Source organism: Flavobacterium sp. (assembly GCF_040402955.1).
Lineage (GTDB): Bacteria > Bacteroidota > Bacteroidia > Flavobacteriales > Flavobacteriaceae > Flavobacterium.
The window spans coordinates 15213-30552 of the sequence record NZ_JBBALQ010000010.1 but is presented as its reverse complement, the minus strand read 5'-3'; the positions used below and the strand labels follow the sequence as shown (position 1 = coordinate 30552).

Here is a 15340-nt window from a genome sequence, read left to right as displayed (position 1 = left end):
ACAAAGGTTAAATTTTGTTCATAAGTAAAATATGATATTTGTCATACAAGTTGTAAATTTGTGCCAACTTCAACTAATTTTGTTTTTATGGAGAAATGTGAACAATGTATTGTAAGAGAATTTAGTGCTATAAAGGCATTAAACAAAGATGAATTATTGAGAATTGCCGATTGTAAAACATCATACACCGTAAAAAAAGGAGAACCAATTTTTAACGAAGGTGATGCCTTAAATGGTATCTATTGTATTAAAGATGGCGTTTGTAAATTATCAAAACTTAGCGATAACGGAAAAGATCAAATTGTGAAACTCGTAAAAAAAGGAGAACTTTTAGGACAACGCTCTTTGATAAGCGAAGAATCTACTAATTTAAGTGCCATTGCAATTGAAGACATGCAAGTTTGTTATATTCCAAAACAAGAAATTTTACAGTTTTTTAATGAAAATAATCAGTTTTCATTAAATATGATGAAATCTGTTTGTGGTGACTTAAAAGATGCTGATGATAACATGGTAAATTTGGCACAAAAAACAGTAAAACAACGTTTGGCAGAAGTTTTAATAAAATTAGAAACCGACTTTGGTATTCACGAAGATGGAAGTTTAAAAATCCAACTATCTCGAGAAGAAATTGCAGGAATAATTGGTACCGCCACGGAAAGTTGTATTAGATTATTATCTGAATTTAATAAAGAAGGTTGGATTTCTTTGCAAGGCAAAAAAATTACAATTACCAATAAGAAAGAATTACAAAGGATAATTTAATTCGTATTTTAAAAAAAATTACCCACGTTTGTGACGCCTGATTGGAACACAAATTTATTGGATTTAATTATTCTAAAATTTCAATTCGAATTGCTCGTAAAAAATCTTCGCCAGCTGGTAAATGATTTATTCCTTCTTTTTCTTCTAAATTTCCGTTATTATTTATGCTATCTGCTAAACCACACCAAGGCTCAATACATAAAAATGGAGCATTTTGTTTGGTCCAAATTCCTAAATATGGAAAATGATCGTAATTTACTTTTAAAATCGCTTTGTCATTATTTTTTAAAGTAACTTCATTTGAATTTAATTGTTTAAAAACCAACGCATCTTTTTCGAATAAAGCATAATTTAAAGCAATAGCATTGTTTTTTGTATCAACCAAAGTTGTTTTACCATTAAAACTTTCATTTTCTAAATGGTGCGTTTCTAAAGTATCTGCTGCATTAAATTCTAACGAATAATTTTCAAGTTTATCTGATATTGCAAAGGCCGGATGGGCTCCAATAGAAAAAGGAAGTACTTCATCCGATTGATTTCGTACAAAGTATTCAATAACTAATTCGTTTTCCATCAATGTGTATGCCATTAATAACTTAAAACTAAAAGGATAAATTGCTTTTGTTTCTTCGGTTTCATTAAGTTCAAAAATAACTTGAGAATCGCTTTTTTTGTCAAAAGAAAATTCCATATTTCTGGCAAATCCGTGTCGTGGTAATTGATAGGTTTTACCATTTAATGAATAACTATCATTTTTCAATCGTCCGACAATGGGGAACAATACCGGTGAGGTTTTATTCCAATACGTTTCATCGATATTCCAGATGTAATTTTTATTGTTTTTAACTAATGAAATTAATTCTGCACCCAGTGTATTTATGGTTGCTGTTAAAGTTGAGTTTAAAATTGTAACTATCATTTTGTATTTTTTTAAACACAGATTAAAGAGATTTTAAAAATTTTAATAATTTCTTTGATCTGTGTTGTACCTATTTATTTTTTAACCGCAAAGTTCGCAAAGATTTTCGCAAGGCTAGCAGGGATTTATTGATTTCTAAATTTTAATAATTTCTAAAATCTGTGTTGTACCTATTTATTTTTGGGTTTAATTAATAATTCTACTTCTTTTTCTCTTCGAATATCCTCTAAAATCCAATTCAATTCTGGATCAATGTTGTTTTTTCTATCTTCTAAAGTAGGCAAAATTTCTTTATCAGGAAAAACACCTCTTCCTTCAATATTTGTTTTACCCGCGGCACTTACCAAAGCTAAACCTATTCGTAAATTCACTTTACTATTTGGCAATTGCACCAAAGGCATTTGAGCAGCAACCGTTCCGTTATAAGCACCTCCAGTTTCTTCACCAACAAAGAAAGCACGTTGATTTGACTTTAAATTTGAAGAAATAATACTTGATGCCGAAAAACTACCACCATTAATTAACACGTAAATTTTTCCTTTAAAATTATTCGGTTTTGGCTTACTTTGTTTAGAATGACGATTACTTAAATAGGTACCACTTGCTTCTTTTCTTGTTTTCAAATAAAATAAAGGATAAAAAATAGGCGCGCCTAAAATCTTAAAAAACTTAGTAACATAACCACTTCCTTTAAAATAATTCATATGCAAAAAACTGGTTTTTGATACCACTTCGTAATCGTCAATAAAGACAAAAGGTTCAGAAACTAAATAACTATATAAATCAGCAATTTCATTCAATCTTCCGCCACCATTATAACGTAAATCAATAATTAAATTTTTAGTATTTGCTACAGATAATACGTTGAAAGTATCTTCATAAAAATCGTGCGAATTACCATTTGAAAACCCTTTTATTGACATCATTGCTGTGATACTATCTTTATCCAAAAATTTTAATTCTCTTGTAAATGTTTTAGTATCACTATTAAAACCGTATTTACTATTAAATTTGGCTTTCTCTTTTCTTTCTTTTTTTGATAATTTCGGCTTTTTTTGATTTGAATTTGAACCAAATGTGTCTCGTTTCACAACAAAAAGAGAATCCTTACCTTCAAGTTTTAGGAGTAGATGTAAACTATCGTGTACTTTTCCTTTATCTAAATTAAAAAACGCACCAAAATATTTTCCTAAATATCTATTAATAAAAGTTGTATTATAACCATCCGAAGCTATTCTTTTAGAAAATAATGAAATTAAATCGGATGGTTTTTCAGAATTTATGGAAACAACTTCGGTATTCGCTAAAATAGTATGACGCGAGCGATTTTTTAAAATTATTAATTTGTTGTCGATATATTCAAAATCAAATTGTGAAAAAGGTGATTTTCCTTTTTTATTTAGTGCCTTTGCTTCTTTTTTTGTAGATTTCAGCAAACTTGGTGAAACGCTTAAATGCCCTTGTCCAACATTCTTAACCACTTGGCTCAATTCTTTATAGAAAGCCAAACCCGTCATAGGTTGTTGAATAGATTTTTTTAAGCTATCAAACTTATAATCTAATTTTTCCTTAGAAATGTACCAATACAATTTTGGATGTAATTGTTTGAGTTTTTTATACGAATAATCAACGTCTTTTTGAAGCTGAGCTACTGCAATAGGTTGTGTTAATAGCTGATTAAATTTCTTGGTAGATTGGCAAGAAAATAGAAATAGCGTACCGAAAAGGATTAAAATGTTCTTCATAAATTTGGGATTTTATAATGAAAAACAAATCTAACTAAAAAAAACATCATATCCATAACGAAAAATCATTAGGACTACAACCAATAAAAATAATTTTCGAATAAACTGATTGCCTTTTAAAATAGCCATTCTGGTACCAATTATACTTCCCAAAACATTAAAAACTGCCATAATAATTGCAATTTCTAAAATATAATTTCCTTGCGAAAGGAACACATAAAGGGCAGAAATATTGGTAATACAATTAATTACTTTTGCATATGCGGAAGCTTCTAAAAATTCAAATCCTAAAAGTGCTACAAATCCTAAAACTAAAAAACTTCCTGTTCCTGGACCTAAAAAACCATCATAAAAACCAATGGTAACACCTAATAAAAATCCAAATAAATACTTTTTTTTATCGGATAAAACTTTTGTAGCAAACGAACCAAAATCTTTCTTTTTAAACGTATAAATGGCAATAGCAATTAACATAAAAAAGATAAAAGGTTTCAGAATATTCACATCGATTCGACTCACTAATTTAGCGCCAATAAAAGAAAAAACAAAAGAGCTAAAAGCAGTAATGAATAATAATTTCCAATTAAATTTTACTCGTTTAGCATATTGCACCGCGGCTATTGAAGTACCTGAAAATCCAGCGATTTTATTCGTTCCAAAAGCAGTTGGAATACTTGAATTTGGAAATAAAATCATAAAAGTTGGAAATTGAATTAATCCGCCACCGCCAACGATAGCATCAATAAAACCTGCGAAAAGCGAGGCAATAGCCATAAAAATAAGTATTGAAATGTCGTGTTGTGAGAAGAGTTCGAGTAGGTTCATTAATTTTATTCAAAATATGATGAAAAATTATTTTCAAATATACTATTATTTTATAACTTTTTAATTCGACTTAAGTTGTAGTATATTTGTAAAAATAAGTTAATGTAAATTATAAAGACAAATTGTCTAATAAAACAAACAAATATGAGTTTTTTCAAAAATATCTTTAAAGAAAATGTAAATTCTTCAAAGGAAGAAGTAAATGAGACAGCCAAATTTTATACCTTAGATAAAATAGAACAATTTGATAAAATAGATGAAATTTCTCAAACGAAACCGGTTGTCCTTTTCAAACACAGTACAAGATGTAGCATCAGTAGAATGGCTTTAAAACAATTTGATGCCGAATTTAATTATCCTGAAGAAAAAATTGATTGGTATTTATTGGATTTGTTAAATCACAGAGATTTATCTAATGAAATTGCAAGCAGATATAACGTAGTACATCAATCGCCACAAATAGTAGTGATCAGAAATGGAAAAGCTGTTTTTAATGAATCACACGATAGTATCTCTGCAGAAGATTTGAAACAATTTACGTAAAAAAGATACTCCTAATAAATTTAGGAGTATTTTTTTATAAATATTAGTTCTTAAGCTTAAAATTTCAATTCAATTGCTGGAAGTAATTTGCTTGATACTTCTCCAAAACCAATTCTAATTTGGTCATTTTGACAATATCCTCTTATAATTACGGTGTCATTATCGTTTATAAATTTACGTTCTGAACCATCATTCATTTTAATTGGATTTTGACCCCCCCAAGACAATTCTAACATCGAACCGAAAGAATCTGGTGTTGGCCCTGAAATCGTTCCACTTCCCATCATATCTCCAGAATTTACTCTACAACCATTAATTGTATGATGTGCCAATTGCTGACTCATAGTCCAATACATGTATTTAAAATTAGAGTTTGACACAATAGTTTCAACAGCATTTTCTGGCTGAATAGCTACTTGCAAATTAATATCGTAAGAATGATTACCGGTTTGTTGTAAATAAGGCAATGGTGTTGGTTGTTGTTCGGGTGATGAGCATTTAAAAGGCTGTAAAGCATCTAAAGTAACAATCCAAGGTGAAATGGATGAAGCAAAGTTTTTCGCTAAAAATGGCCCTAGTGGCACGTATTCCCATTTTTGAATATCTCTTGCCGACCAATCATTAAACAAAACCATTCCGAAAATACATTCTTCTGCATCTGCTACAGAAACAGGTTCTCCCATCAAATTTGCATCCGTAGTAATAAAAGCAGTTTCTAATTCGAAATCTACCAATTTTGAAGGTCCAAAAACAGGTTGAGTTTCGCCATTTGGTAACGTTTGTCCGTACGGTCTGTGAACTGGAATTCCACTTGGAACAATTGTAGAACTTCTTCCGTGATAACCTACTGGAATATGCAACCAGTTTGGTAATAATGCATTTTCTGGATCGCGAAACATTTTTCCTACATTAGTAGCGTGCTCTTTACTTGAATAAAAATCGGTATAATCACCAATTTGAACTGGTAATAACATTTCAACATCATCTATTTTAAAAATAACAATATTTTTATGTGAATCATTATCCCTTAATTTTGGATTGGTATCTAAAAAAATATCAGATAATCTATTTCTTACTAAACGCCAAGTTTTCTTACCATCAGAAATAAAATCGTTAAGCGTATCTTGCATAAACATATCGTCGGTTAGTTCAATGCCTTCAAAATAGCCTAATTGTTGTAAAGCTCCCATATCAATAGCACAATCACCTATTCTTGTTCCGATAGTTATTACATCTTCTTTCGTAATAAAAACTCCAAATGGAATATTTTGGATTGGAAAATCGCTATCTTTTTTAATATCTAACCAAGATTTTCTACTTGGGTCATTAGCTAAATTTGGCATATCTATTTCTTAAATTATTTTGTTGATAATTGAGCAATCAAAATTAAACTATAGATTCAATTTACCAAACATTTTTTGTATTTTTGACAAAACTTTAATATTTACATTCAAATGCAACGCGACGAACTTATTTTTGACCTTATTTTAGACGAGCAAGACAGACAAATTCATGGAATTGAATTAATTGCTTCAGAAAACTTTGTGAGCGACCAGGTAATGGAAGCTGCTGGTTCATGTTTAACCAATAAATACGCGGAAGGATATCCTGGAAAAAGATATTATGGCGGTTGTGAAGTAGTAGATATTGTAGAACAAGTTGCTATTGATCGAGTAAAAGAATTATTTGGAGCTGAATATGCTAATGTACAACCACATTCTGGTTCGCAGGCAAATACAGCTGTTTTTGCAGCATGTTTAAAACCAGGAGATAAAATCTTAGGATTCGATTTGGCTCACGGTGGGCATTTAACGCATGGATCTCCAGTAAATTTTTCAGGTAAATTATATACTGCAAGTTTTTATGGTGTAGAAGAAGAAACTGGATTATTAAATTACGATAAAATTCAAGAAATAGCAACAAAGGAGCAACCTAAAATGATTATTGCAGGTGCATCCGCTTATTCTCGTGATATGGATTTTAAACGTTTCCGTGAAATTGCAGATTCTGTAGGGGCACTTTTATTAGCTGACATTTCTCATCCTTCTGGATTAATTGCGAAAGGATTATTAAACGACCCAATTCCATATTGCCATATAGTAACTACTACAACTCATAAAACATTACGTGGTCCTCGTGGGGGATTAATTATGATGGGAAAAGATTTTGAAAACCCTTGGGGACTAACTACTCCTAAAGGTGATATTAGAATGATGAGTCATATATTAGATATGTCTGTTTTCCCTGGAAATCAAGGAGGTCCGTTAATGCATATTATTGCTGCTAAAGCAGTTGCGTTTGGTGAAGCGTTAACAGATGAATTTTTCCGTTATGCGTTGCAAATGCAAAAAAATGCAAAAGCTATGGCAGAAGCATTCAATAAAAGAGGGTATAAGTTAATTTCTGGAGGAACTGATAATCATATGATGTTGATTGATTTACGCAACAAAAATATTTCGGGTAAAGATGCTGAAAATGCATTAGTAAAAGCTGAAATTACTGTAAATAAAAATATGGTGCCGTTTGATGACAAATCTCCATTTGTAACTTCAGGAATTCGTGTTGGAACACCAGCAATTACAACTCGTGGATTAGTTGAAGAAGATATGGAAACAGTTGTTGCTTTAATTGATAAAGTATTAATGAATTACACTAATGAAGCTATAATAGAAGAAGTAGCTGAAGAAGTTAACGAACTTATGGGCGAAAGAGCCATGTTTGTTTTTTAATTGACAGATATATAGTAAACTAAATAAAAAAGGTGTTATGTAGCAATCATAATGCCTTTATTAAACATTATAAACCTCATAACCTTCAACAATATGTCTATTTTACGATTGCAATTACCAACAGATCCTCGTTGGGCAAATATAGTAGAAGAAAACTTAGAAGATATTTTAAGTGACCACGCTTGGTGCGAACAAAAAGCAGCCACAAATGCCATAATGCTTATTATTAACAATGCAGAAAAAGAAGATTTGGTTACAGAAATGACTGCGATTTCTATTGAAGAAATGCAACATTTTCAAATGGTTCATGATATTATTAAGGCACGTGGTTACGAATTTTTAAGAGAACGAAAAGACGATTATGTAAACGAATTAGCCAAATTTATGAAGCAATCTTCTGATGGAAGTCGGGCGTGTGGCTTAATAGAACGTTTGCTTTTTGCAGCTATGATTGAAGCCAGAAGTTGCGAACGATTTAAAGTACTTTCTGAAAATTTAAAAGACGAAGAATTAGCTCAGTTTTATAGAGATTTAATGGAAAGTGAAGCCGCTCATTATACCACTTTTATAAACTTAGCCAGAAAATACGCTGGAAATATCGATGTAGAAAAACGCTGGAAAGCTTGGTTAGCATTCGAAGCGAGTGTAATCGCTAAATATGGTGAAGGTGTTACTGTACATGGCTAAAAGCTAAAAGTTAAAAGTCAAAAGCAGATAGAATCTTAAAAAATAAATAAAAAATAAAATGGCAATAAAAAAATACGCATTTCTTTCGTTTCTATTTCTTTCATTAACCGTTCAAGGACAAGAAAGAAACTTACAAAATATTAAAAAACTAACTTTTGGGGGTGATAATGCTGAGGCTTATTTTAGTCCAGATAGTAAAAACTTAACCATGCAAGTTACCAATACTCAATTTGGTGTGCCTTGCGATCAAATTTACTCTTTAGATTTGACACAACCCATAACTGATTTTAACAATCTGAAATTAGTATCTACAGGTAAAGGAAGAACCACATGTTCTTATTATATGCCAGATGGAAAACACATTATTTATGCTTCTACACATGAAGCAAATGTAGCTTGTCCTGCCCCACCAAAACCAAAAGACGGAAAATACCTATGGGCGATTTATCCAGAATTTGAAATTTATATGGCAACTAAATCTGGTGGAATTGTAAAAAAATTAACTAATTCTCCAGGTTATGATGCGGAAGCGGTGGTTTCTCCTGAGGGAAAAAAAATAGCCTTCACAAGTATTCGTTCTGGTGATTTAGAAATTTACACCATGGATATTGACGGAAGTAACTTGAAACAAATTACGTTTGGTTTGGGTTATGATGGCGGATGTTTCTTTTCACACGACAGTAAAAAATTAGTCTTTCGTTCCTCTCGTCCTACCACTGAAAAAGATATTAAAGAATACAAAGATTTATTGGCAGAAAATTTAGTGATGCCAACTAATATGGAAATTTATACGTGTAATATTGATGGTTCAGATTTAAAACAAATCACCAAATTAGGAAAGGCCAATTGGGCGCCCTTTTTTCATCCATCAGACAAAAAAATTATTTTTTCATCGAACCATCACGCTACTAAAGGATATGATTTTCAATTATATATGATTAATATCGATGGTACGGGATTGAAACAAATAACCTATGAAAGTGAATTTAATGCGTTTCCACAATTTTCGCCTGACGGAAAAAAATTAGTATTTTCAAGTAATCGTCAACAAGATAAAGCGCGTGAAACAAATGTTTTTATTGCGGATTGGGTTGAAACAGATGAAGTTGAAAATGCGGATAGTAAAAACTTAAAAAAACACATTACCTATTTAGCTTCTGATGCTTTAGAAGGAAGACTTTCTGGAAGTAAAGCTGAGAAAACAGCAGCAAAATACATTGAAAGTGAATTTAAAAAATTAGGTTTACAACCATACAACAAAACATATTTACAACCTTTTTCATATCGCTACAAAACCAATCCACATGCAGATTCAACAGTTGTAGGTGATTTATTAAATTCAAATAATGTAATTGCTTATTTAGATAATGGTGCAAATAAAACCATTGTAATTGGTGCACACTATGACCACTTAGGAAGAAACGAACATAATAATTCTACCAAACCTTTTTCAAAAGGAATGATTCATAATGGTGCAGACGATAATGCTTCTGGTGTTGCTGGTGTGTTAGATTTGGCTCGTATCTATGCAAAAAATAACACAAAAGAAAAAGTGAATTTCATTTTCGCTCTATTTTCTGGTGAAGAAGATGGTTTAATTGGTTCGAAACATATGGCTGAATCAATAAAAACACTTTATCCAAATGTAATTACTATGATTAATATGGATATGATTGGAAGATTAGACGATAAGAAAAGTCTTATAGTTGGCGGAACCGGTACCTCACCTGTTTTCTCAGAATTAATTCAACGTAACAAACCTGCGGGATTTGGAGTTACAGAAGAAACTGGCGGAGTTGGACCATCTGATCATACTTCATTTTACTTAAAAGATATTCCTGTACTATTTTTATTTACAGGAACGCATGAAGATTATCATAAACCAAGTGATGATGAAGAAAAAATTAATTATTATGGCGTAACCAATATTGTAAATTATGTGTTTAGAATTGCAAATGAATTGGCCGATAAAGAAAATATTGAATTTACCAAAACCAAAATAAACAGCGAAAAGAAAATGGCAAAATACAAAGTAACACTTGGTATTATGCCTGATTATGCTGAACATGGAGATGGTTTACACGTAGATGGCGTAACTGAAGACCGTCCAGCCATTAAAGCTGGAATTAAAGAAGGTGATATTATTACAAAAATTGGAGATTGCGAAGTAAAAGAAGTTTACAGTTATATGGAATGTTTATCCAAAATTAACTCCGGTGAAACGAAAGAAGTTATTTTTATTAGAGACGGAAAAACTAATAAGGTAAACGTAACTTTTTAACAAAAACTAAAAAATGACAAACGAACAAACGGCTATAAAAGCCACTTATTTTAGTATTATTGGGAATACAAGCTTGGCGATTATTAAAGGCTTGGCTGGTTTTTTTGGAAATTCTTATGCGTTATTAGCGGATGCTATAGAATCTACAACTGATATTTTTGCTTCGTTTTTAGTTTTATTTGGTATTAAATATTCTAACCGACCTGCAGATGAAAATCATCCCTACGGACATGGAAGAGCCGAACCTTTAATTACTTTTCTTGTAGTTGGATTTTTAATTACTTCTGCTACAATTATTGCCTATGAAAGTATATTAAATATTGGGACGCCTCATGATTTACCAAAATCTTGGACACTAATTGTTTTAGTATTAATAATTTGTTGGAAAGAATATTCGTTTCAAACCGTAATGAAAAAAAGTATTATTACCAATAGTTCTTCACTTAAAGCAGATGCTTGGCACCATAGAAGCGACGCTATTACTTCAATTGCCGCTTTTATAGGAATTTCTATTGCTTTACTTTTAGGAAAAGGCTACGAAGCAGCTGATGATTGGGCAGCTTTATTTGCTTCTTTTTTTATTCTTTACAATAGTTATTTAATTTTCCGACCGGCTTTAGGTGAAATTATGGACGAACATCGGTATGACGATTTGGTAGAAAATATTCGTAAGGAATCTTTAAAAGTTGATGGAATTATCGGTACAGAGAAATGCTTTATCAGAAAAGCTGGAATGAAATATCATGTTGACTTACATGCTATTGTAGATGCGAAAATTTCCGTTAAAGAAGGACACGATTTGGCTCACAAATTAAAAGACACGTTAAGAACTAAGATTTTAGAATTAGGTCATGTTTTAATTCATATTGAACCGAATGAATAATTAATAAAATGAAAAGTAAAATACTAAATTTTCTTCTAATCATTTTCTCACTAATTGGCTATTTGGAATGGAGTGGAAATAATCATACATTTTTGTTTGAAGCAGAAATTGAAATTTTATCTAAATTATTTGTAAAACCTGTAATTCATCCATTTATAATTTTACCTATAATTTCGCAATTTTTATTATTGGTTACTTTGTTCCAAAAATCAGCCAGCAAAAAATTAACTTATATTAGTATTTTTGGATTAGGCTTGTTAGTATACTTTTTGCTTTTTGTTGGATTAATAAGTTTAAACTATAAGATTGTAATTTCTACAATTCCATTTGTCTTACTGACAATACTGACAATTCTTTATCATAAAAAACAAAAAGCAAAATAAGAAACCTCCCATTTCTGAAAGATTTCTTTTATTTTAAATCTCAAATTATTTATTGAAATTACATATTTCTTCTGTATTGACCTCCTACTTCAAACAATCCACTAGTAATCTGTCCTAACGAACACACTTTTGTAGCTTCCATTAATAAGGCAAATATATTTTCGTTTTTAATTGCTGCATTTTGTAATAATTCAATTTGATTAGAAACTGTATCTGCATTTGCTTGTTGCAGATTCGTAAGCATTTTTATTTGATACGCTTTTTCTTCTTCTGTTGCACGAATGACTTCAGCTGGGATAACTGTTGGAGAACCTTTTGAACTTAAGAACGTATTTACTCCAATAATTGGGAATTCACCCGTATGTTTCAGGGTTTCATAATACAAACTTTCCTCTTGAATTTTAGAACGTTGGTACATGGTTTCCATCGCACCCAATACACCGCCACGTTCTGTAATTCGGTCAAATTCTTGTAAAACAGCATCTTCCACTAAATCGGTTAATTCTTCAATAATAAACGAACCTTGAATTGGATTTTCGTTTTTCGCTAAACCTAATTCTTTATTAATAATCAACTGAATCGCCATAGCTCTTCGCACGGATTCCTCGGTTGGTGTAGTAATAGCTTCATCATACGCATTCGTATGTAACGAGTTACAGTTGTCGTAAATCGCATACAAAGCTTGAAGCGTCGTACGAATATCATTAAAATCAATTTCTTGCGCATGTAACGAACGCCCAGACGTTTGAATGTGGTATTTCAACATTTGCGCTCTTTCGTTGGCTCCGTATTTGTTTTTCATGGCTTTCGCCCAAATTTTTCGGGCAACACGACCAATAACAGCATATTCAGGATCGATTCCGTTGGAGAAAAAGAACGATAAATTCGGTCCAAAATCGTTAATGTTCATTCCTCTACTCAAATAGTATTCTACATAAGTAAATCCGTTGGATAAAGTGAACGCCAATTGCGTAATTGGGTTCGCTCCTGCTTCAGCAATATGATATCCTGAAATAGAAACTGAATAGAAATTACGAACGTTTTCTTTAATGAAATAGTCTTGCACATCGCCCATTAATCGTAAAGCAAATTCCGTAGAAAAAATACACGTATTTTGTGCTTGATCTTCTTTTAATATATCCGCTTGAACCGTTCCACGAACTTGTGCTAACGTTTTAACTTTGATATCATTATAAATATCTAATGGCAAAACTTGGTCACCTGTCACCCCTAAAAGCATTAAACCTAAACCATTATTCCCTTCTGGTAAATCGCCTTGATAAGATGGGCGGGTAACCCCTTTTTTCTTATAAATTTCATTAATTTTAGCTTCGATTTCAGCTTGTAAACCATTTTCAATAATGTATTTTTCACAGTTTTGATCGATAGCTGCATTCATAAAGAATCCCAACAACATTGGTGCTGGTCCATTTATCGTCATGGATACAGAAGTCATAGGATGACTCAAATCGAAACCTGAATACAATTTTTTCGCATCGTCTAAACAACAAATTGAAACTCCTGCATTTCCAATTTTTCCATAAATATCAGGACGAATGTGCGGGTCATTTCCATATAAAGTCACCGAATCAAAAGCCGTAGATAAACGTTTTGCTGGCAATCCGGCAGAAACATAATGAAAACGCTTGTTGGTTCGTTCTGGTCCGCCTTCTCCTGCAAACATTCTACTTGGGTCTTCGCCTTCTCTTTTAAACGGATACAATCCGGAAGTAAAAGGGAATTCTCCAGGAACATTTTCTTGTAAATTCCATTTTAAAATATCGCCCCAAGCTTGGTATTTTGGTAACGCTACTTTTGGAATTTGCGAATGCGATAACGATTCAGTATGCGTAGCAATTTTAATTTCTTTATCTCGAACTTTAAAACTGTAATTCGGATTTTTGTATTTATTGACTTTTTCGTCCCAAGTTAAAATGATTTCCCAGTTGTAAGGATCTAAGTTCATTTTTACTTTATCGAATTGATCTAAAAGTAAATTCATAAAAACTTGAGATTCCTTCGGAATGACAAAATTATGGTCAATTCCAGCTTTGGTTAACATTGGTTTGGTTCCCGAAACCGATTCAACCGTTTTAAAAATTCCGTATAATTTTTGCGCCACTTCTACTTGAGAAAGTGCCGTTTCATCGTATTTTCTATTGTTTTCTGCGATTTCAGATAAATAACGTGTTCTATGTGGAGGAATTACAAAAATTTTCTCACTCATTTCACGTGTGATTTCAAAAGTCGATTTTAAATCAGCTCCTGTTTTTTCTACAATCTTATCCATAATTGATTTGTAGAGTGTATTCATTCCTGGATCGTTAAACTGCGATGCAATTGTCCCGAAAATAGGCATGATATTGGTATCTACATCCCATAAATTATGATTGCGTTGGTATTGTTTTTTCACATCACGAATCGCATCTAAAGCACCACGTTTGTCGAATTTATTCAGCGCCACTAAATCCGCAAAATCAAGCATGTCAATTTTTTCTAACTGCGTTGCTGCTCCAAATTCAGGTGTCATTACATATAACGAAACATCAGAATGGTCCATAATTTCCGTATCCGATTGTCCAATTCCAGACGTTTCTAAAATAATGATATCGTATTTAGCGGCTTTCAGTACTTCAATCGCTTCAGCCACATATTTTGACAAGGCTAAATTCGATTGACGTGTTGCTAACGAACGCATATATACGCGAGAATTGTTAATCGCATTCATACGAATTCTATCGCCTAATAAAGCCCCGCCTGTTTTACGTTTAGAAGGGTCAACCGAAATTAATCCGATAGTTTTTTCTGGAAAATCAATTAAAAATCTACGTACTAATTCATCTACTAAAGATGATTTTCCTGACCCACCCGTTCCGGTAATTCCTAGAACTGGGATTTTGGACGTTTCATTCTTTTTATGAATTTCTTCGAAAACCGACTTAGCAATTTCAGGAAAATTTTCAGCTGCAGAAATCAATCGTGCAATTGCAGTTGGATTTTTTTCTTCTATGTGCGATAATTCACCAGTTAATTTATCTCCAATTGGATAATCTGAACGTTTGACCAAATCGTTAATCATCCCTTGCAATCCCATAGCACGACCATCATCTGGAGAATAAATTCTTTCGATGCCGTATTCGTGTAATTCTGAAATTTCTGAAGGTAAGATTACACCTCCGCCTCCGCCAAATATTTTGATATGACCAGCTCCTTTTTCCTTAAGTAACTCGTACATGTATTTAAAATACTCGTTATGACCTCCCTGATAAGAAGTCATTGCAATCGCATTCGCGTCTTCTTGAATGGCAGTATTTACAACTTCTTCAACACTTCTGTCATGTCCAAGATGAATTACCTCTACACCTGTTGCTTGGATGATTCTACGCATAATGTTTATGGCTGCATCGTGTCCATCAAAAAGTGAGGCTGCAGTTACAATTCTTACTTTATTAATAGGAATATAGGGTATTTGTGGTTCCATCTGTAATTTTAATTCGTTTTAAAGAGTGCAATTTACGAATTTAATAATTTTTATTTCTATTTAAATGATGTAAAAAATCAACAAAATTTAAAAAAATAG

At 32.0% G+C, this 15340-nt stretch carries 12 protein-coding genes; 7 read left to right on the top strand and 5 right to left on the bottom strand.

What is annotated here, in order from left to right; genetic code table 11:
• Positions 1 to 87 precede the first annotated feature (87 nt).
• Positions 88 to 765 (top strand): Crp/Fnr family transcriptional regulator, encoded by a 678-nt coding sequence (locus tag ABWP78_RS06255; RefSeq protein ID WP_353169921.1) that lies wholly within the window; start codon positions 88 to 90, stop codon positions 763 to 765.
• A 67-nt stretch (positions 766 to 832) separates the two neighbouring features.
• Here the strand turns inward: ABWP78_RS06255 and ABWP78_RS06250 are convergent, their stop codons facing one another.
• The 3 genes from ABWP78_RS06250 to ABWP78_RS06240 form a co-directional block, all read right to left on the bottom strand.
• Positions 833 to 1684 (bottom strand): aldose 1-epimerase family protein, encoded by an 852-nt coding sequence (locus tag ABWP78_RS06250; protein WP_353169920.1) that lies wholly within the window; start codon positions 1682 to 1684, stop codon positions 833 to 835.
• Between the two features lie 170 nt (positions 1685 to 1854).
• Positions 1855 to 3429 (bottom strand): S41 family peptidase, encoded by a 1575-nt coding sequence (locus tag ABWP78_RS06245; RefSeq protein WP_353169919.1) that lies wholly within the window; start codon positions 3427 to 3429, stop codon positions 1855 to 1857.
• 30 nt (positions 3430 to 3459) lie between these two features.
• Positions 3460 to 4254 (bottom strand): sulfite exporter TauE/SafE family protein, encoded by a 795-nt coding sequence (locus ABWP78_RS06240; RefSeq protein WP_353169918.1) that lies wholly within the window; start codon positions 4252 to 4254, stop codon positions 3460 to 3462.
• 144 nt (positions 4255 to 4398) lie between these two features.
• Here ABWP78_RS06240 and ytxJ point away from each other — a divergent pair, with 144 nt between their 5' ends.
• Positions 4399 to 4797, top strand: coding sequence for a bacillithiol system redox-active protein YtxJ (gene ytxJ, locus ABWP78_RS06235; protein ID WP_353169917.1), 399 nt, complete (start codon positions 4399 to 4401; stop codon positions 4795 to 4797).
• Positions 4798 to 4853: 56 nt separating this feature from the next.
• On the opposite strand, the gene fahA is transcribed toward ytxJ, so the two are convergent.
• Entirely contained in the window at positions 4854 to 6140 is a 1287-nt protein-coding gene (gene fahA / locus ABWP78_RS06230; RefSeq protein WP_353169916.1) for a fumarylacetoacetase, read from the bottom strand.
• A gap of 111 nt (positions 6141 to 6251) precedes the next feature.
• On the opposite strand from fahA, the gene glyA reads away from it, so the two are divergent.
• The 5 genes from glyA to ABWP78_RS06205 all read left to right on the top strand — a co-directional run bounded on the left by glyA (position 6252) and on the right by ABWP78_RS06205 (position 11760).
• Positions 6252 to 7526 (top strand): serine hydroxymethyltransferase, encoded by a 1275-nt coding sequence (gene glyA, locus ABWP78_RS06225; RefSeq protein WP_353169915.1) that lies wholly within the window; start codon positions 6252 to 6254, stop codon positions 7524 to 7526.
• Positions 7527 to 7625: 99 nt separating this feature from the next.
• The gene (locus tag ABWP78_RS06220) at positions 7626 to 8213 is read left to right on the top strand and encodes a MiaE family protein (protein ID WP_353169940.1); all 588 of its coding nucleotides are present in this window, start codon (positions 7626 to 7628) and stop codon (positions 8211 to 8213) included.
• A gap of 58 nt (positions 8214 to 8271) precedes the next feature.
• Positions 8272 to 10494: a M20/M25/M40 family metallo-hydrolase gene (locus ABWP78_RS06215; protein WP_353169914.1), complete on the top strand. Its 2223-nt coding sequence runs from the start codon at positions 8272 to 8274 to the stop codon at positions 10492 to 10494.
• A gap of 13 nt (positions 10495 to 10507) precedes the next feature.
• Entirely contained in the window at positions 10508 to 11377 is an 870-nt protein-coding gene (locus ABWP78_RS06210) for a cation diffusion facilitator family transporter (protein WP_353169913.1), read from the top strand.
• A gap of 8 nt (positions 11378 to 11385) precedes the next feature.
• Positions 11386 to 11760: a hypothetical protein gene (locus tag ABWP78_RS06205; protein WP_353169912.1), complete on the top strand. Its 375-nt coding sequence runs from the start codon at positions 11386 to 11388 to the stop codon at positions 11758 to 11760.
• Positions 11761 to 11818: 58 nt separating this feature from the next.
• On the opposite strand, the gene ABWP78_RS06200 is transcribed toward ABWP78_RS06205, so the two are convergent.
• A complete protein-coding gene (locus ABWP78_RS06200) occupies positions 11819 to 15241 on the bottom strand; it encodes a methylmalonyl-CoA mutase family protein (RefSeq protein ID WP_353169911.1) in 3423 nt (1140 codons plus the stop codon).
• Between the last annotated feature and the right edge of the window lie 99 nt (positions 15242 to 15340).